This window comes from Halodesulfovibrio marinisediminis DSM 17456, from assembly GCF_900129975.1.
In the GTDB taxonomy this organism is placed as follows: Bacteria; Desulfobacterota; Desulfovibrionia; order Desulfovibrionales; family Desulfovibrionaceae; genus Halodesulfovibrio; species Halodesulfovibrio marinisediminis.
The window spans coordinates 191,314-209,363 of sequence record NZ_FSRG01000007.1 but is presented as its reverse complement, the minus strand read 5'-3'; the positions used below and the strand labels follow the sequence as shown (position 1 = coordinate 209,363).

18 protein-coding genes and 1 pseudogene are annotated in these 18,050 nt (G+C 41.5%); 6 read left to right on the top strand and 13 right to left on the bottom strand.

Translation table 11 applies throughout. The features are described from left to right. Window positions 1-2: 2 nt before the first annotated feature. Window positions 3-1,733 carry a portal protein gene (locus BUR09_RS15070; RefSeq protein ID WP_074217774.1) on the bottom strand — a complete coding sequence of 577 codons (1,731 nt, stop codon included), beginning with the start codon at window positions 1,731-1,733 and terminating at the stop codon, window positions 3-5. A 64-nt stretch (window positions 1,734-1,797) separates the two neighbouring features. Continuing rightward, window positions 1,798-2,025 carry a hypothetical protein gene (locus BUR09_RS15065; protein WP_074217773.1) on the bottom strand — a complete coding sequence of 76 codons (228 nt, stop codon included), beginning with the start codon at window positions 2,023-2,025 and terminating at the stop codon, window positions 1,798-1,800. A 444-nt stretch (window positions 2,026-2,469) separates the two neighbouring features. Here BUR09_RS15065 and BUR09_RS15060 point away from each other — a divergent pair, with 444 nt between their 5' ends. Next, window positions 2,470-3,834, top strand: coding sequence for a M23 family metallopeptidase (locus BUR09_RS15060; RefSeq protein ID WP_074217772.1), 1,365 nt, complete (start codon window positions 2,470-2,472; stop codon window positions 3,832-3,834). Window positions 3,835-3,916: 82 nt separating this feature from the next. Here BUR09_RS15060 and BUR09_RS15055 read toward each other — a convergent pair whose 3' ends face one another. The 4 genes and pseudogenes from BUR09_RS15055 to BUR09_RS15040 all read right to left on the bottom strand — a co-directional run. Continuing rightward, window positions 3,917-4,981 carry a metallophosphoesterase family protein gene (locus tag BUR09_RS15055; protein WP_074217771.1) on the bottom strand — a complete coding sequence of 355 codons (1,065 nt, stop codon included), beginning with the start codon at window positions 4,979-4,981 and terminating at the stop codon, window positions 3,917-3,919. Window positions 4,982-5,261: 280 nt separating this feature from the next. Beyond that, on the bottom strand, window positions 5,262-6,641 hold the full coding sequence (locus tag BUR09_RS15050) for an alanine/glycine:cation symporter family protein (protein WP_074217770.1): 1,380 nt from the start codon (window positions 6,639-6,641) through the stop codon (window positions 5,262-5,264). A 447-nt stretch (window positions 6,642-7,088) separates the two neighbouring features. After that, window positions 7,089-7,655: a hypothetical protein gene (locus BUR09_RS15045; protein WP_074217769.1), complete on the bottom strand. Its 567-nt coding sequence runs from the start codon at window positions 7,653-7,655 to the stop codon at window positions 7,089-7,091. Then, window positions 7,648-8,952 (bottom strand): annotated as a pseudogene (locus BUR09_RS15040) (phage terminase large subunit family protein); the annotation flags it as partial. The pseudogene BUR09_RS15040 and the gene BUR09_RS15045, both read right to left, overlap by 8 nt. 270 nt (window positions 8,953-9,222) lie before the next feature. On the opposite strand from BUR09_RS15040, the gene BUR09_RS15035 reads away from it, so the two are divergent. Continuing rightward, the gene (locus BUR09_RS15035; RefSeq protein WP_074217768.1) at window positions 9,223-9,432 is read left to right on the top strand and encodes a hypothetical protein; all 210 of its coding nucleotides are present in this window, start codon (window positions 9,223-9,225) and stop codon (window positions 9,430-9,432) included. Window positions 9,433-9,439: 7 nt separating this feature from the next. On the opposite strand, the gene BUR09_RS15030 is transcribed toward BUR09_RS15035, so the two are convergent. Both BUR09_RS15030 and BUR09_RS15025 read right to left on the bottom strand, forming a co-directional pair. After that, the gene (locus BUR09_RS15030) at window positions 9,440-9,820 is read right to left on the bottom strand and encodes a winged helix-turn-helix domain-containing protein (protein WP_074217767.1); all 381 of its coding nucleotides are present in this window, start codon (window positions 9,818-9,820) and stop codon (window positions 9,440-9,442) included. A gap of 36 nt (window positions 9,821-9,856) precedes the next feature. Beyond that, on the bottom strand, window positions 9,857-10,177 hold the full coding sequence (locus BUR09_RS15025) for a helix-turn-helix domain-containing protein (RefSeq protein ID WP_074217766.1): 321 nt from the start codon (window positions 10,175-10,177) through the stop codon (window positions 9,857-9,859). Between the two features lie 311 nt (window positions 10,178-10,488). Here BUR09_RS15025 and BUR09_RS15020 point away from each other — a divergent pair, with 311 nt between their 5' ends. Together BUR09_RS15020 and BUR09_RS15015 are read left to right on the top strand one after the other, a co-directional pair. Further along, window positions 10,489-10,749 carry a hypothetical protein gene (locus tag BUR09_RS15020; protein ID WP_074217765.1) on the top strand — a complete coding sequence of 87 codons (261 nt, stop codon included), beginning with the start codon at window positions 10,489-10,491 and terminating at the stop codon, window positions 10,747-10,749. Between the two features lie 198 nt (window positions 10,750-10,947). Further along, window positions 10,948-11,271 (top strand): DUF2958 domain-containing protein, encoded by a 324-nt coding sequence (locus tag BUR09_RS15015; RefSeq protein WP_074217764.1) that lies wholly within the window; start codon window positions 10,948-10,950, stop codon window positions 11,269-11,271. Between the two features lie 82 nt (window positions 11,272-11,353). Here the strand turns inward: BUR09_RS15015 and BUR09_RS15010 are convergent, their stop codons facing one another. From BUR09_RS15010 to BUR09_RS16920, 4 genes are all read right to left on the bottom strand, one after another. Further along, window positions 11,354-11,803 carry a MucR family transcriptional regulator gene (locus tag BUR09_RS15010; protein ID WP_074217763.1) on the bottom strand — a complete coding sequence of 150 codons (450 nt, stop codon included), beginning with the start codon at window positions 11,801-11,803 and terminating at the stop codon, window positions 11,354-11,356. 158 nt (window positions 11,804-11,961) lie between these two features. Continuing rightward, complete coding sequence (locus BUR09_RS15005; protein WP_074217762.1) at window positions 11,962-12,369, bottom strand: replication protein; 408 nt, start codon at window positions 12,367-12,369, stop codon at window positions 11,962-11,964. 16 nt (window positions 12,370-12,385) lie between these two features. Continuing rightward, window positions 12,386-12,529: a hypothetical protein gene (locus BUR09_RS16925; RefSeq protein ID WP_175566048.1), complete on the bottom strand. Its 144-nt coding sequence runs from the start codon at window positions 12,527-12,529 to the stop codon at window positions 12,386-12,388. A 747-nt stretch (window positions 12,530-13,276) separates the two neighbouring features. Then, window positions 13,277-13,432 carry a hypothetical protein gene (locus BUR09_RS16920; RefSeq protein WP_175566047.1) on the bottom strand — a complete coding sequence of 52 codons (156 nt, stop codon included), beginning with the start codon at window positions 13,430-13,432 and terminating at the stop codon, window positions 13,277-13,279. A 556-nt stretch (window positions 13,433-13,988) separates the two neighbouring features. Between BUR09_RS16920 and BUR09_RS14995 the strand changes: the two genes are divergently transcribed. Both BUR09_RS14995 and BUR09_RS14990 read left to right on the top strand, forming a co-directional pair. Continuing rightward, window positions 13,989-14,552 (top strand): tyrosine-type recombinase/integrase, encoded by a 564-nt coding sequence (locus BUR09_RS14995; protein ID WP_074217760.1) that lies wholly within the window; start codon window positions 13,989-13,991, stop codon window positions 14,550-14,552. A gap of 184 nt (window positions 14,553-14,736) precedes the next feature. Next, window positions 14,737-14,988, top strand: a complete 252-nt coding sequence (locus tag BUR09_RS14990; RefSeq protein WP_074217759.1) for a hypothetical protein — start codon at window positions 14,737-14,739, stop codon at window positions 14,986-14,988. Window positions 14,989-15,135: 147 nt separating this feature from the next. Here BUR09_RS14990 and BUR09_RS14985 read toward each other — a convergent pair whose 3' ends face one another. Continuing rightward, window positions 15,136-17,859, bottom strand: a complete 2,724-nt coding sequence (locus BUR09_RS14985; protein WP_074217758.1) for a DUF5906 domain-containing protein — start codon at window positions 17,857-17,859, stop codon at window positions 15,136-15,138. Window positions 17,860-18,050: the final 191 nt, after the last annotated feature.

Genomic DNA, 18,050 nt, shown 5'->3' with positions numbered 1-18,050 from the left:
GTCTACCGTCCAGTGAATGTCAGAGCTTCCTTAAGCAGTTTCTGTGACTTCACGTCCGTTCCACTGCCAACTACAGAACCAACCATTTCAAGAAGTTCAGGAGACTCTTTAGTAGCTCCCACAACAGAAGAAACAGCACTTGCCATCTTTTCAATTTGTTCCGGAGCTTGAAGCTCTGTAGCTTGAGCCCTTGCAGCCTCACGTCGCGCCGCAACATCTTCATCAGACCTGAGAACCCGTGCCGGGACACCTGCTGTAGAAGCAAGCTCATCCACACATTGATCAAAATCCAATTTATCGAGAACTGACGGGGCCACTGTCGCCATTCTTCCAACCTGTTCCGTCAACTGGCGGATTGCATTAGAGCCTGCAAGCTTCTGCGCCTGAGCAAGCACAGACACGTACTCTACTTCCAGCGCTCTGCCATCCAACTCCGGTGGAGCTTCCGGCATTCTTCCGCTACGCTGGAGAACACCAAGCATTCGCGCCAGCAACGGATCAAGGATTTCTGTCTGATGTCTCTCTATGACCGGTCCGAGCATGACCATCTTTTCCTGACTACGCTCAAGCACCTCTGTTGCGGTGATATTGCTGCGCCCTTCTCCCGTGAACATTAAGAACAGGTCATTAAAAAAGCCTTCGCGGATACCTCGGCGCACATCATCTATCTTATAAGAAACAGCCTGAATATCAGGATTAATTTGATACAGCGGAGAAACCGCATCCTGCTGTGTGCTGTTTACAAAGTTCTGTGCACCCGGAATAAGATTCAGACGCTGCTTATAGCCCGCTGGTACACGCATTGGCGGATTCACCACCTTATGCACCGCAAGCAATTGGCTCTTTGCCATTTCCTGAAGCATCTTTACATCCGGCATTACATCCATTGCCGGTGAATACCCGTAAGTATCCATGCCTGTTACATCCCATCTACCGCACAAATGAGGGAATTCCATAAAGCCACTTTCATTCAAGACTGTGGTCGCGTCTGTTCCCATTTCAAATGTAATGGATGCCCACGGCATGTTTTTCTTACCCACGAAAAATGGTTTGCTTTTCCCAGAAACAACAATGCTTTTCCCCTCTCGCGGGCAAACAAGGTGCCCAACCTCAATCATATTGTACGGATCACGTGCCAGCATTCGTCGGGCAGTTGCGGACAAACCCTCCTCACCAAACAGTGCTGCCACCTGACGAACAGTCATTTTTGTGCGGCGAAGCACGGTGTCTATTTTTCCATAACGGTCTGACGCCCATGCGTACTCACCGCATGTCAAACAAGAAAAACTGAAAGGTCTTTTCTCATCCGACGCCATGTACATATTTGCTGAGCCGAATGCTGCGAGCTCGGAGTACATACTGTGGGCTGCCTGATAAAACCCTGCATGTGCCAGTTCGTTGTAAATGCGGTTCTCAACAGCATCGAGCCACAAACGTACCGGTGCATACTCCATCAAATCCCTATCCACGAGTCGCAGCCTGAACCACGGCTGCGCCGGAGACGTAAGCCCACTCTGCATTCCTGCTGCAAGAATGCGGATTGACCTAGATGCCGTTCCATCAATAATCTTCTTACTGAACCGAGAAGTGCTTCCAGAGTCTGAAAAACCAAAAGTCCCCTTATGCGGCACAATATAATGCGCCACATCCCGCCATGCAGGTTCCCAGTCTTGCTTCTGCGCCTCCAAAAACGCGCTCGTAGTTCTGACGGCCTTTAATAATGATTGGGACATAATCCTTCCTTCTGCCTATTCTCCGAACTGCCATTACGGCTCCTCAGGACAGGCCTCCGTAATCTTAGCTACCAAGCAGGGTACTTTTCTTCAGCTGCGCCTCCGACTCATCCCCCTGGCTACCTGTCAAAATAGTTGCTCGTCTGCTGTCCTTACCAGCCTGACGGCTTGTGATGCTGGAATACATCTCAGTCTTACTCACAGTATTCTGTTCCTGCACCGGTGGAGCCGCAGGAGGCACAGGTGCTGGTGGTGGCGCTGAAACAGAAATCTTTCCTTTTCCTCCGCCCATCTCAACTCTCCTTACAATTTGAATAACTGCCGGTTGTACTAATTCTAACCATCAACCGATCTAACCAACTTCGCCAAGTATGATCACATCAAAATAGCCAACCGGCAGCATCTCTACCCTGTAAAAATACTGACACAAAAACAAAAACGCCCTGTGCTCAGCACGCAGGGCGACTCTAATGCATATTTTTTTCAAATTCAGTGAAACAAGGGTGATACGAGGGTGATGACATGGTTCCATACATGCGAGAGAAGGGTGGACGCCATATAAAAGAGAATACTCACCTGCATAATGTTAAAAAATGTAAACAATGCGATGATGATTATAATCGGAATAACGTTACAGCTATTCAACTGTGTATAATTTCACCCAAAAAAGAAGGGGTAGACAAGTATCATCGAAGCAAGTAGTGCACTCCGAGCATTGGGAAACGAGAAAACACTTATGAAAAGCTATTTTTTAACCAAACAAAAAAAGGATTATCTGTTTTTTACCGTCGCGTTACTACTATTTACTTCACTACTTGCACTCCCTAATCTTGCAAACGCTTCTGCGACTAGTACCGCATCTATAACTAAACGTTACGATCTTTCCTATCTCTTAAACGGTTTAGAACAAGGTAATCCCAAAAAGCCGCTCCCTACGGAGCAGCTCCCAGATTTCGCCAACGAACAACTCATTACCAAAAAGGTTACAGTAAAAAGAGGGGACACCCTGTATGGGGTGCTCAAAAAAGCTGGCGTTCCGCTAAAGCAACAGCGTCAAATCGTTGCTACCACATTAAAACAAAAGGCTTTCCGATTCGACGTAGGGGAAACTATCACCCTATCACTGCGCAAGATTCCAAAAACAAAAAGAAAGGAATTAGTGCAGCTCAGTGTACAGCTTAACAAAACCAAACGTTTTGCTGTAAGATTGCAGCCAAACGGCACGTACAAAGCTGGCGTCGAGCGTACTCAGTACAAGGGAAAATTGCAGTACGTTGTAGGTGTCATCAAGAACTCATTTGTTAAAGATGCACAGCATTTTGGACTCCCGGCCTCTCTGGCAAAACAAGCCGAAAAGCTGTTAGCGAAGAGAAAGAAACTAACTAGAAAAACCATTGCTAATAAAGACTTTGAAGTTATTTACGAAGTCTACCCAAAAGCCTCTGGCATTGCCCCGCGTATCCAGTACGTTCGTTTAGGAAAAACCCCAGCCCTGCAACTCTACTACTTTGAAGGAGAATCAGGAGGATCGTACTACGACGCAAACGGGAACACCACTGTCAGCAAAGGAAAAATCGAACCTGTTAAGAATGCTCGCCTTTCTTCCAAGTTCGGTTACCGTCGCCACCCTGTCCTTAAGCGCAGATTGATGCATAAAGGAGTAGATTACGCAGCACGACGGGGGACCCCCATTTATGCTGTGGCAGACGGTACAATTGACTTTATTGGACGCAAAGGCGGATTTGGTAACCACATCAGCCTCCGTCACGATAAATCCACCCAGACAACATACTCACATATGCGAAAGTTCAAAAAAGGGCTCAAGCGCGGCAGCAAAGTAAAAGCTGGTGATATTATCGGGTATGTTGGGAATACAGGTCGTTCCACTGGACCGCACTTACATTTTGAAGTGCGCAAGAATGGTAAAGCAGTTAATCCGCTTACAGCGCAACTGCCTCGCCCTTCCAAGCTTGAGGGTGTTGAACTTGCTCAGTTTAAACTCTCTCAGGTACGTTTATTCTTACAGGTTGCACAGCAACGTGTGATGACAGAAACACTGGCGTCACTGACCCCAGAAGCTCTTGCTAAAGCAGCCTTATAAAGTTTGCTTACATTGCTAAATAAAAGCCCCGCAGAAATTTTCTGCGGGGCTTTTTCATACCATAAATCGGACTAATAAGTAGCTAAAGTATCTTTGTACCGATTCTCTGAGAATTTTTTTCGTAGAATTCAAGAACCTCAACATCATTCGTTCCACTGCGTTCTGCATACTGAGTTTCACGCCACCATTTCGCGCCTAGCAAATTACTACGAGCCTCAACATGTACTGATTCAGGAACACCTACCATAGGAGTTTTCCATGTCACCGCCTCCGGTGATACCGTCAAGACAGAGTATCGCATAGGGTGTGTGTTAGCAGACGGGGCAACCATATAGTTCACGCCAGCAAGCTCATTCACACGCATGCCAATATGACGATGCCCTGTAATCATAAGCGGTGCTGCTTCAGCATGTTTTTCCAATACCGCACGAACTGCTTCAGCATTGTCCACACAGAACCACTGCTTCGGACCGCCCTTCAGTTCATCACTGGACCAAGGAATAACATTGTGATGCATGAATACGATATTCATTTCGTCTTTGTGCTCTGTCAGCTGCTTATCAAGCCACTCCAACTGTTCCTGCGGGAGCACACCACCCCATTTCTTTTCTTCATGAGGCAGGTTGGCATCAAGACCAATAATACGCAGACCAGGAACAATAGAATGTGCCCAGTACCGCTTACCAGAACCATCATAGCCTTTGCCTTCAAAAAACTTAACGAACTCTTCAATAGTGAGATAATCAAAGCCACCACGATGCTTCGCGGGATTTACAGGAACAAAATCGTGGTTACCAGCAATAACAAAATACGGCACCTTCAAAGTATCCAATAATTCTTTAATAGCTTCTGCATTCTGCTTTTCACCATCAAGAAGCAAGTCCCCAGTAACAACTACAAAAGATAATTCTTTTTCCTGATTAAGTCCGTTCACGGCCTGACGAACGCAATCCACACTTGCTGCGCTCATCTTCATGCCGTTTTTACCTTTAATATCAAGATGCGGATCAGAGATCACACCAAAACGTACTGGAGCAAAGCCTGTTTTACTTGGAGCAGCAAAAGCTTTGCTTCCCATTAAAGACATCCCCATCAGTGTAAAAGCACCAGCCTGAAGAAATTGACGACGATTTGTACTTTTTTTCATTGCTCACTTCTCCCTAAGAGTTACAAGTTCCGACGATTAAATAAGAACTTCAAAAAGCTGAATTCTTCAAAACAACTTATAGCTTTCCGCGCACGGCAAGCTATGTACATCTAACTCAACATAGCTTTATATCTTCGTTATCAATTTATTTCAAAAGTTACAGTAGAACTCTAGCAGTATCAGGTCACACACTTCTCTATGTCACCGCAGCAATTCTTTTTTGTGACAAAAAAAGCCCCTTCTGAGAATTCAGAAGGGGCTTTTCTACTTGTTCAGTTAATTATTTGTTTGTGTCTTCTGCCTGAAGCAATGCTTCAGGTGCAATACCTTCTTTCATTGCAAAGTATTCACGGGTTTCGCGAACAATAACAGGGCTGAGGAAGATAAGGCCAATCAAGTTTGGAAGAGCCATGAGACCGTTGAATATGTCTGCCAATGTCCAAACCAGACCTACTTTCTGTACAGAACCAAAGAGAATAGCTGCAATGTACACAAGGCGGTAAGGTTTAATTGCGCCAGCACCAAGGAGGTATTCAATAGATTTCTCACCGTAGTAACACCAACCAAGAATGGTGGAGTATGCGAAGAGAATGAGACCAATGGTTACGATGTACTGTCCACCTTCAAAACCGAGACGGAATGCTTCAGTAGTAAGGGAAGAACTAGTAAGACCGGAATCCCAGTTAAACATGATAATTACAAGACCAGTCATGGTACAGATAACGATTGTATCGATGAAGGTCTGAGTCATGGAAACGAGAGCCTGATCTACAGGGTGCTTGGTTTGTGCTGCTGCCGCAGCAATTGGAGCAGAACCAAGACCGGATTCGTTGGAGAACACACCACGTGCAACACCAAAACGAATAGCTGCAGCAACAGTTGCGCCAGCAAAGCCACCAGTAGCTGCAACAGGGTTAAATGCGTATTCGAAAACAAGGCCGAAAGCAGGGCCGATTTTTTCAACGTTTGTAAGAAGAATAAACAGAGCACCACCAACGTAGAATACAATCATGATCGGAATAAGGATAGAGGTAACTTTACCAATAGACTTAATACCACCAAGAACTACGAGAGCAGTCAAAACAGCGAGAGCTACACCAACAATGAATGGATCAATACCGAAGGTGTCTTTAACAGCAAGTGCTACAGAGTTAGACTGTACCATGTTACCGATACCGAAGGCAGCAACAGCTGCAAAGAATGCGAAAGCAGAACCCAGGCCTTTCCAACCAAGACCACGTGCGATGTAGTACATTGGACCACCACACATTTCGCCATTCTCATCTTTAACGCGGTATTTTACAGCAAGTACGGCCTCACCGAATTTGGTAGCCATACCAACAAGGCCGGTAATCCACATCCAGAACAATGCGCCTGGACCACCAACGGCAATCGCAGTAGCAACACCAGCAATGTTACCGGTTCCAACAGTTGCAGAAAGAGCGGTCATTAAAGCTTCAAAGTTAGTAATATCCCCTTCTTCTGCATCATCATCTTTACGCTTAATAAGCGCCAGATAGAGAGAATAGCCAAGCTTTCTAAACTGCAAACCTTTCAGCATAATTGTGAGCAAAAGACCAGTACCTACCAACAGAGTCAGCATTACAGGACCCCATACCCATCCGTCGATCATCTCCAGCCATGACATAAAGCTTTCCATCAGCATACTCCTGTCGCTTCTTTCACGCTTTTACACTCAACATATAGAGCGGCTAAAAACGTGCACAGGGACAACAGACCTTCATCCGTCACCCGCAGCTATGACTTAATACCTTCTCGAAATAATTCGAGAATATGGGTCTAGCCACTAGTCAGAAAGCTGCAAGTCCCAGTACAGCTCGCCCGACCAAGTCAAAATACTAAAGCCCATTCGACTAAAACGAATCATGAGCCATGTTACGCTGTTTTACTATTTCGTCAACATACTGACTTTTTAGATTTGCACACTGAATGGTCAAGCAAGATGCCTTTTTTTGCTTTTTTGTTGAAATCTCCGTAATTGGTCGAAATAAGTTGGTCACATAACCAGCCAAATAACATATCTTTTCAGGCAGTTACAGTGTAAATGAGTTTTTTCACAAGCTCATCCTTTTAGCATCTTTTCACGTTATTCTAATATGTTAAGATACTCACGGCGTATAATCGATAAAACTGCACTTTTGAGGCATTTTTTTTCTTTTTTTTGAAAAAAAACTGATGAAGGCATCTCTGTCACTAATCGAAACCCCAACTTTTTAATAAAGCTTAAAACATGTCGATACACACGAGGAGTAAGGCCATAGAAGGCATCAAAGCAATATTGCCCCTCATGTTGCGAAAAAAGCATAAAATTCAATAAAAACAGTGCAGTACCTTGCTCTTTCCCCTTAGAATTGTAAAACATTGTAAAATGCATCATTGCACACCGCCCAAGAAAGTTGTTCAGCCAGACCAAAGCCAAGACTTCCCCCCTCTCATAAACAGCATACACATAGTTCATATCATCCTGCATAAATTGAATAAATTCTTCTTCCGTAGTGATTTCACCATCGTAAAAAACAATCTTTTTTTTCCGCTCATCACACAGTTTTTTCCAAATAATTGCTAACTCTTGTTCGTTTAAACAATTTGTAAAATTAGGAATATGGGCTCTAATTTCATATCTTCCAGTTAACACTTCTAAAGAATCATGCATACAAGTCATACTCCATATTTCCTAACTCATTCTGTACTAACCTTAGATTCAATGCTGAAGGAAATTCAACTCCAAGCACAGGCTCTAAAATTCGAGCCATACAATCCAGCATGTCATCATGAGAACTCACAGGAAACGCCATATATTCATCAGAAACAAACTCTTTGGTTAAATCCCGCCACGTCCCCTCTTGATCTCTAAAAGGTGCTCGCACTGGTAAATACATACGTCCTTGCTCAAACAACGGAATTAACTTGCCTATCCTATCTTTTTTTGGAACAGCACCACCAAGCTCAACCACGTCAAACCGATAGTTCCTATTCTGCATTTCAAACCGCAGATGTTCGATATCTGCCTGCATGCCGTACCGTTCATAACCAACAGCGACAGGCCGATACTGACGATGTAATGAAAACAGACATGAAGCTCGTTCAGTTAAATTCATACGATCACGCACTCCACCGATAAGGTAGTAGTTGCCATCTTCAGCAAGCCCTATTACCAACATGACTGTATAATCACTGCCCACCTTCTTCTCACCGGCAGGGTCAATCACGATATACCGATTCATGCCTTCCCAGTGGGCAGGCTCTGAAGGCTGCCAATACCGTAGCCACTCTTCCTTAAATCCCTGCACACTGTCCGCCTTAGGGTCTTGTAACATCTGACAACCGAAAACATACGGCCCCATCTGCCTGCGTTTTTTTGCTAACTCTTCAGGCGGTAAAAACACCGGTGTACCATCTGTTTTTCCATTTTCCGTAGCAGCATAAATACGCGGTTCAGCACCCCGCCGTTCCATTATGGTTTTATAGGTGTCATTAAAATGATAGCGGGTGCCGATGTAACGCTGCTTTCCACCATGCATTCCAAGATTCAATGAAAGCGCCCAGCATTCTGTTACCTTACTGATCATTTCCGGAGTTGACACCGAATCACGAGTCACAACATCGTCGTACACAAGGATTTCAAAGTGCTTACCTGTCGGTTGTCCATCCACGAGCCCCCATGCTTCAACAGTAGCTTCTTTCGGATTCTTCTTCCTGCGAACAACGATACCGCTATCAACAGACCACCGAGGCGATTCTCGTTTAGGCGATTCCCAAAGGATCTCCGGATAGCAGCGTTTGAGCACTTCATTCTGCTCAAATTCATACTTAATCTGGTTTAAAAAACCTTTCGCGATAGGACGTGTGTGCGAAAAAATACCAACAGTGACTTCTGGATTAACGAGAATATTTTGAATGGTGAGACCGAAGGTGATAATCGTCGATTTATTATACCTTTGACCTCTTAGACCTTGGTATCATTGGCTTCATGAAAACTGATTATACACGTTATTATACAAAGTTAAATATGATTGACCATATAACAACCTTTTCCATATTTTACTTACTAACTTTTAAATATTCCTTACTGACTTCGAGTTCTTCACTTTTCAACCTCCATGACGTCCGAAAATTGCCCACAAAAAAACCTCCTGACATCAATTCAGAAGGTTTCCATGTACACGTATTTTCAGATGAATTATCCAGAACAATCTAGTTCAATTAACCACGGATAACTCATGTCTCAAAAAGATTTACTCGACCTATATGATCAACTCTCTCTATCGTTCTCACCGATTGAAAAACTATTTCAGACCATGTCCGCTATCGACGCTAAGAAACATGGGTCACTGACTACTAACTACGGTGAGATAGGTGAACGACTTTCAGAACAGTTCAAAAAAGAACTTCACAAATTGTTAGTCCAGTCCGATGGCGAACTCGATTAGTCATTTTTTACTCAGGATATTGTCCCTTGAAGTCACCATCTGGAACAATAGCATTTCTTTTTACTGCAAAATCCAACAGTTCTTTTCGACTGTCTTCAACTGACTGTTCTACTTTTGCTTGGAACTTCTCAGTGAAACACCAGAATCCACGCTCTGAGTTAGTAATATAACCGCCATCCTTCATATAATGACGTGCCCAACCAGCCCGATAACCTAGCACAATCCCATTATATTCTTTCTTAGTCAGCATTTCCTGCTGCATCGAAGGTGGAAGATTCATGGCTTTTAGTATCGCATTGTTTATCTCTGCCACTGAAACAGAACCCTTACTCGCAACAAGTACATCAAAAATTGGAATAAACATCTCAGCACTATCAGGATACCGCACAACTACCTTCCTAATTTTCATCAGAATTAATTAAAACTAACTCAGGACACTTTTTGTAACCCTGTATAGTAATTTTATTTTCTCGTCATCAGCTTCACTGATCATCCGGTTAATTTCTTTTCTCAATTCCTGACTATCAGCTTCATGATCGTTCTCGAAAAGTTCACTAGTTGGTACCCCAAGTCCCTCAGCAAGCTTACTGACTAAGGTAATTGTCACATTAGCTTCGCCACGTTCTAACTCACTTATGTACTTAGCTCCTGAGTCAGCTACAGTTGCTAGTTGTTCCTGAGTCATCTTCTTGGCTTTACGTAATGTCCGTACTCTTTTTCCAAACAGTTTCAGTTCAGTAGACATGATGTCCTCCTATTAGAACATCATGTCCTTTGATCGAGGACTTCAAAACAAGCTATGACAAGACTTTTTACAGTAAAAGTATGTTATAGAATGAAAAAGAGTTGACATTTTCCTTTTATCAAAAGAATAATCCTAAAAAAGTTCGTCATAGGATGAAGTTTGAGGTTTATCCTGCTCACTTCCGAAAACTGTTTCTTACTTTACAAACTCAGTTTTCCTTCGAGCACATTAATATTCCACACCCCATGTACGAGTTCATGTAGTCCGTATAATACTTATACAACCTACTAATATTTCTAAGGGAGAATGCTATGAAGCTGTTTTTTACTGGTCTGATTGCTACTTTGTTAATGTCCACTCCTGCCCTTGCTTCTGATTTTGATGGATATGACACTTCAGACATTGCTATGGCTAACCAAATCATCAACTCTGATTCATGCTCAAATGAACAAAAAGCTGCTCTGGATGATCTTTTTGATGCTGCCGATCTTTCTGCTTACTTCTCCGGAAACTCAAAACCATCAAATGCAGCAGAAGCTACCTTGATTAAAGCTGCTTCGATCTGCCATTAAGAACCTTATAGATACTTACTCCTATAAAATGGGTCATGAGAGTTGTTCTCGTGGCCTGTTTTTCTTTTAGATATAGTTTCTTATTTACCAATCAGTTAATGCGCCACTCGTGGCAACGTCATGTCACATCCAGTTAATTCATCATCCGTTTACGTCCCTGACTAACAGTATATAACTATCTAAAAGTCAGGAGATTAAATGAACATTCAAGAAGCTATCCAAGCTACAGATATTCCCGATCTATATTCCACAGAAAATATTACGAATGAAGACAAAATGATACATTGTCACTTTGTCTTCGGTAACTGTCATTGGTTCGCTGCTGAGTCCGACAAAAACGACACTTGTTTTGGCTACGTAATACTAAATGGGGATTTTCAAAACGCTGAATGGGGCTATTTCTCACTTCAGGAATTACAAGAAGTTTCACTTGGTGCTTTCCATATTCAGATTGACACCAACTGGAAAGTACAACCAGCTAAGGACATTGAACTGATTAAACTTTCTGGTGGTATATTTTAAATTTCAACTCCCCCCCAGAGACAGCAACAGCTCGTATTGAACATTCAATACGAGCTGTTGCTACATTAATATGTCTATAAAGCTATTTCTTCTTATCAGGCTTACTATCTGAGTCATTTTTTTCGCTCTTCGAGTTCTTGCTTGTCTTCATCCATATCTTGGTAGAAACAATCTTTTCTCTGCGCTTCTGTGTAACACTCTTGCAGACCAATGAAGTACCTTTCTTGTATCCCCATTTTTCGCGATATTCATCAGATGTTAATCCGTGACTTGCCAAATGCTTCTTAGAAAGAATCTTAAACTTCGCTCCACACTCAACACATATAATATGGTTAAGTCTGATTGCTCTTTTAGGTTCAATAAAAGGTTCCTGAATTTCAGATTCAACTTCTTCAGTTCCAGAAACATAGTTATTGAGTCCTTCAGCAACCTCTTTTGTCATCTCCACGATTTCAGCAGGAGTCATTTGCTTAACGCCTGCCTGTGCTTTTACCATTTCCATTGCCTGTTCAAGATACGGATTCGGATTCATATATTACCCTCTGTATAAAAAAATTTGAGCTTACCCTAAACGGATAGCTCAAAAAGTACACAGGAGTGTTATCAATCCACTCGTTCAGTTACGGCATGTGGGTCTGTGTTGTTTCGATTTCCTGCACAGAACCACTATGCTCATATCATTTAACCAACTTAACTATCAAAACAGTCTTCAGGACTTGCTAAATCAAGGTTCCATTCATGAGTATCATGAACAGTGATACAACCTTTTTTATATGTAATTATCCCCAACCCATTCAAACTCTTCAGAGCATTGGATACAGACACCTTACTTACATCAAGATACTCCATAAGTGCTGCTTGAGTTACCGACTTTGATTTCTTTCCATACCCAAGAGTTAACCGATATATTACAAGAAGTAAGCCCAGTTCTGTTTTCGTTAATTTTAATGCTGGAAGTAACAGCAGAAGCCTATTAGGAATTTGTGTAAAACCACTAAGTTCACCTTTGCCACTCCATACTTCAAAATTGAATCTCTTCTCCTTCTTCACTTCTTTGTCTTTTCCCTTAACAATATTCATTACATCTTCTAATTTCATCTAGCTTCTCAGCCTCCTATTTCATTTTTCTATTTTTTTGCTTTAAAAATTCTTTAATCGCATTTTCATACATTTTTTTTACTGTAGCACCTTCGTTCAATGCTACCTTCTTCATTTCATAATGAAGCATTTTTTCTACAAAGACACATGATCTTTCCATATCAACTCCTCACTAGATATATTCTTATATTAATACACTTCAACAACACTATTAAACAAAGCTAGTTAATCTTCTTTTAATTATTGTTAAACACTCCTTTACTCAAAGGTAAAGGACGCTTAACAACATATTAAACATGTGTTTAACTCAAAACCTTCTCGACATTAGGGACGCCTATCTTTCCGACTCCTTAAATAAAGTAATAAATAAATATAAAATAAAGACCATGTTCTTTGAGAACCTTATGCTCTTGAAATTTCTCGTTGCACTCAAAATTTCAAGAGCAGCAAGTTTCCGCACTTTGTTCGTCGTGCTCACAAAGAGCTGAATCATCGCTGATCTTGTGCAACAAAGTTGCTCATAAGTTAACAATATTTCCATCACATTCCATATAATACTTATCAAATTCTGCGAGCAGAATTTACGTAGAATTGTGCTAATGTCGCTCTGCTCCATTAGAACAATCCGTACGAACCTTACCGGATTGTCATCCGTTTAAAATTATCTATATGTAAGCGCAAAGCGCATCATTCTATTAACTCATTAAAAGTGTCCATCTCCCATGCTCACGAGTTCACATGTTCAATGGACTCCACATTGGTAACTCGTTGATCTTGTCACAAGGTCTCTAATGTTGCCAATCTTCCACAAAGAAATTCATGACGCCGTTGATAGCAACTATCAACAGCAATGTTACTTTCAATTCCATCCTCAACAATATTCTTTTTAGTTGCTTCCCTGTATAACTTAGCATTGTTGACCTTTTCTTTTCTCTTTTAGCAACTCAAGGACTTGTTTCATCTTCATGCTATAAAGCTTTCCAACTGGTATTCCTGACTCTTTGGATTCATTTTTTATCTCGTGACACACTAATCTATAAGGATACATTTCGTAATTCTTCATCTAGAGACTCCTGTTTTGGTATTTTTATATATTTATATAAAAATATACAAAATCAACTGGTTCTGAACCACAAAGTACGTCCTGAACCATCAAACAAACAGTCACGAATAGTACTCTCAGGACAACGGTAATCATTTAAACCACTTACAAAACCAACACCCTTACAAAAAGATAAACAAATTTAATAGGTTACGAAAAACAGAACTCATTTTTTACGTTTTTACTCAAAACACCCTATAGATACTTTACTGTCACAGGTCATTTCGAAGAAAACAGACTGATTTCCACTATCAGTGATTTCCGTACCTCCCGTCATCCTCCATTAGTACCCATCACCACGAATGTTCACTCTTTAGTAAAGAGTTGACGTTCAAGAACAAGTGTAACGAGATTAACCACTTGTAATATCGTACCTTTTCCGTTTACGACAACACGTCACCTGTTATTATCAGACTAACATAACTGAACATTCGCACCTCAAACCAACATGACAACTCTGTTTTCGGAAAACAGAAAGTCCAGCCGAGGAAGGAAAAAACACAAGGTGATATATACTATGGATAACTCCGTCGATCCCATCAGAGACCTCCGAGCAATTGATAACATCAAACGTATGACTATGAGTAAACCGAGAGACTACCTGCTTTTCATTATGGGTATTAACAACGGAATTAGGATAACTGACCTGCTTGATCTCAAATGGAAGCAGGTAGCCGACAAGCAAAAAGGAGATGTTGTCCAGATCAAGGAAAGAAAAACAGGGAAACAGAACTACATTGTGATTAACGGAGCAGTGGCTAAGGCTTTGCGCCTATATAGGGAAAAGTTGAATCCGGCAGAAGATTGCTATCTATTCCGATCTAGGAAAGGAAAAAACCAACCTGTGACAGTTACTCAGGTAAATCGGTTAGTAAAATCTTGGTGCCAGTTAGCAGGTTTGTCAGGAAGATATGGAAGTCGGACACTTCGTAAGACATTCGGGTATGTCCAGAGAGTACATCATGGAGTAGGATTTGATGTTCTAGCTAAGAGATATAACCATTCTTCCCCACGAGTAACAATGGTGTACCTTGGGATCATGGATGATGAGGTTAAGGACATCCTGATGAATGAAATTTAACTACCACCTGAACAATAAATCTCGTCAACCGACTATGAAAATAAGGATTACACATTCGGAGAGCAACTGCGTAGCATTGATTTCACAAAGATAGGAATGTATTTACACAGATCGAGAGACATAATAGGCATGTCTTATCGATCAACAATGACAGTCCATAACAGAAGCGAGAATGAGTTTAAAGATGAATGAAGTAATTGTTGTTACCGTTAATAATGAGACATTCCTCATGGCAGCCGATAAGGAACTCACCAAAGACGTAAAAATTGAACTTGAATCAATTTGTGAAAGTCTGGATGAAGATTATGCAGATGAGGTCAGTGAACTAGATACATTCCAACTCTGTGAGTGGTTTGAAAACAAGGTACGAGAAGAACTCTCAATCACCTTGAAGCCTGTAGGAATAGGGTTAGAATTAAATTTGAACAACCTATGATAATATCCCTCCTCTAACATTATCGAACTCCGACTCACTTTCCAGCAGTCGCTTCTACAAAAAAATAAAGGGCAGCTTATCGACTGCCCTTTAGTAGCTAAATGAACCTCACTGAGTTCATGATATTAGCTGCCATATTGATTATCTTTAATCCCATGTATTCAACAACGCATCAAGCTCTTCAAATTCGTCGTCACTGCCTGTAGATTGAGGCTTGAAAGCCACCTTCGCTACCGGTCTAAGTTCGGCGGGAAAATCATCAAGCTTCCTAACCGCTTTCCCATCAACTTTTTCTGACTCAGCTTCAGGCTTAGCTTGTGGTTTAGCTTCAGGCTTAAGGTACTTAGGTTCTAAAGAATCCAATTGCGAATCAAAATCATCAAGACCTGCATATTCACCCATGAGAAGCTTATATGCTTCTTCCCGATCTATAAGCTGTATATTTCGAATTCCACCTGACTTTTGAGCTGTCTTAAACCCCATTAGTCGTTTCAATTCGCGGGTTAGTTTAGCTTGTTCAGTAATTCCAGTTTTAGCTATGTGAGCATTAGCCTTTTTTGCAATACCAACCCACTGTTGAAAATGATCAAACAAATCTTTCGTTGGCACCCAAGAATCCCACTCAAATGTTCGGTCAATATCGCCAAATGTGTCGTATATGGCATGTTCTTCATAAAATACGAGGTCATAAAGCCAGCTTTCTACAGGACTAAAACTTGCTACCACATCTTCGAGTAATGCAGCAGTCTTCGGTGCATGTCGCAGAGTAGACATTTCCACCTCGTACTTACTGAGGTAGTCCATAAAGGCCTCTGCTCCACCGTTCTCAATTTCATAAACAAGCTCTCCGAAGTACTGTTCGTTACCAACTTTTTTATCACTGGCTTTCAGTACAAAGAAACGTCTCTCACCTCTTGTTGCCGGAACTGCCCAATGTTCATTTGTGTTCAAAAACAGTCGGCAGTAAGAGTCAACTTCTCGCAGATCATAACCTTTAGCTTCTACAGGAAGTAACCGATCTGTAATTAATGACTTAAGAGTTCCCTCAGCAGCTTTATCACCTGCCCATACAGCCTCTTCTAGTACAATCATGAGCTTGTCTTCAAGATGAGCATTGAACCTACCAGTCACAGTACCTTGCTTATCGAGTTTCAAAAAGTGTGCACCGAGTATCTTTTTCCACAACTTCTCTTGAATGATACTCTTGCCAGCACCTTTTTCACCTTTAATAACTACAGCAACTCCCGGTTTCTCTTCTGGCGTCTTCACCATATGAGCAAACCAAGTCATTAAGTAATTGAAATATTCTTTATTACCTCTGCACCAGATCATGCGAAGGTGATCTAAAATTCGTTCACAACTACCACTTTTGGGTTGAACTGAAAAACCGCGCCATTTGTTATAGAATCGGTCATTATCCCACACTCGACCAATTCCAACAGGTTTGAATATAACATTAGCGTATCGTCTTGCTCCACTCCACTTTTTCCATTGATGGACTAGAGACCGTACTTTTCCATCTACAATAACTTCTCTATCTGCAAAAAACTGCTCAAAGTTTTTGAATTGATACGCAATGACTTCTGGCTCACCTCGATAGTTCTCAGTTTCCCAACAGAAACGCACGTCAGACCCAAATGATGCTATAAAATGGTCCTCATTGAACTCTTCAAGTGCACTTTCAAGATCAGAGGCTTGGTTCTTAGCAATTTTTTTCTGAATCTTTCGTTCGTACTCTTTTAAATAGTTAGCCCAGTTAGCATGGTAGTTATCTCCAGCTAGCTGAGCAAATTCAAGGGTACACTTCTTCCAATCGTAACCTCCAATACCCTTGAATTGTAATGAAAAAGCTTGATAGAGAAACCATGCGGTTTTATGTTGAGCATTACATTTAGGGTTATAACATCTGTACTTGCTAACTGTAAGTTCAACTGTGCCCTTGGCACTACAAAAAAGACAATCCTGCCTTGTTTTGCCAGAATTAAATTCTCCCCCTCTAGCTTCGTATGCTTTCTTCATGGTGACACTTTGAGTGATATCAATCCATAATGGGTCGTTGGAGAATTTGTATAAATCGTCTTTTGAGCTAGATACAGACTTCTCTGTCTCCTTTCCAAGCACTTGGACTTCATAGGCCAAGTGCATAAATGGCTTCTCTCGTTCAATTCTATCCAGCAACTTAGATTTTTGTGCTTCGTAAGTTATACCAAATCGATTTAGCACTTGTGCCAACTCTACAAAATCAACGTCAGCAATCGGTAACTCATTAATAGGGGCGTAGACTTTTCCCTCTCCGATCTTGCTGTTAGCTCCTGTAGCAATTGCACCATATCCGATAACTCCAATTAACGGTTTCAGATTGAGTTTCTTTTTCTCGTAGCTACCATCGTAGTTTTCTATCCACTCAACTTCTTCAGCATCCGTCATAGGAATGTAGCGATTAAGCCTGTAAGCTTTCTCACCCACATCAGATTTAATATATACGTGTGGAAGTTTCCGATTTGCACTCAGAGTTGTAAAAGTATCCGGTAGCAACTCTGTAATACTTTCACCTTCTTCAGCATCAACATTCAGAATAACAAGATCGCCATGTCCACCGACTACAGCATATGCGGGATATTTCTTCAGATGCTTTATCAGTTTAGGCGAGTTGTACAGTGGTGCATCATTCTTCCATTTGTGAACAGGTCTTATATCACCTTTTAGCTTTTCACCTTCAGGAAGTACCCCAGTGAACCTGTATGACTCATCTCGTAGTTGCCAAGGAATAATATTTTTAGGCTCTTCTGATTGAGAAATTTCACTCTCAGAGTTCGATGCTTCTGTTGCAGCTTCAGCGGTAAGTTCAGATTCAGTTCCATTTTCAGTCATCACATCCCCATCCGATACTTTTAAACTTTATAAACCTTCCTTTACATTTACAAAAAATAGCATAGTGACATCTTCAGGTGAACCACCAAATCTTTTCGACTCATTACACACCTAACATGCTGAATTAAAATAACAAAACCACACGTAGAACATCAAGAAAACAATTAAACACCATAATTACCAGTAACCAC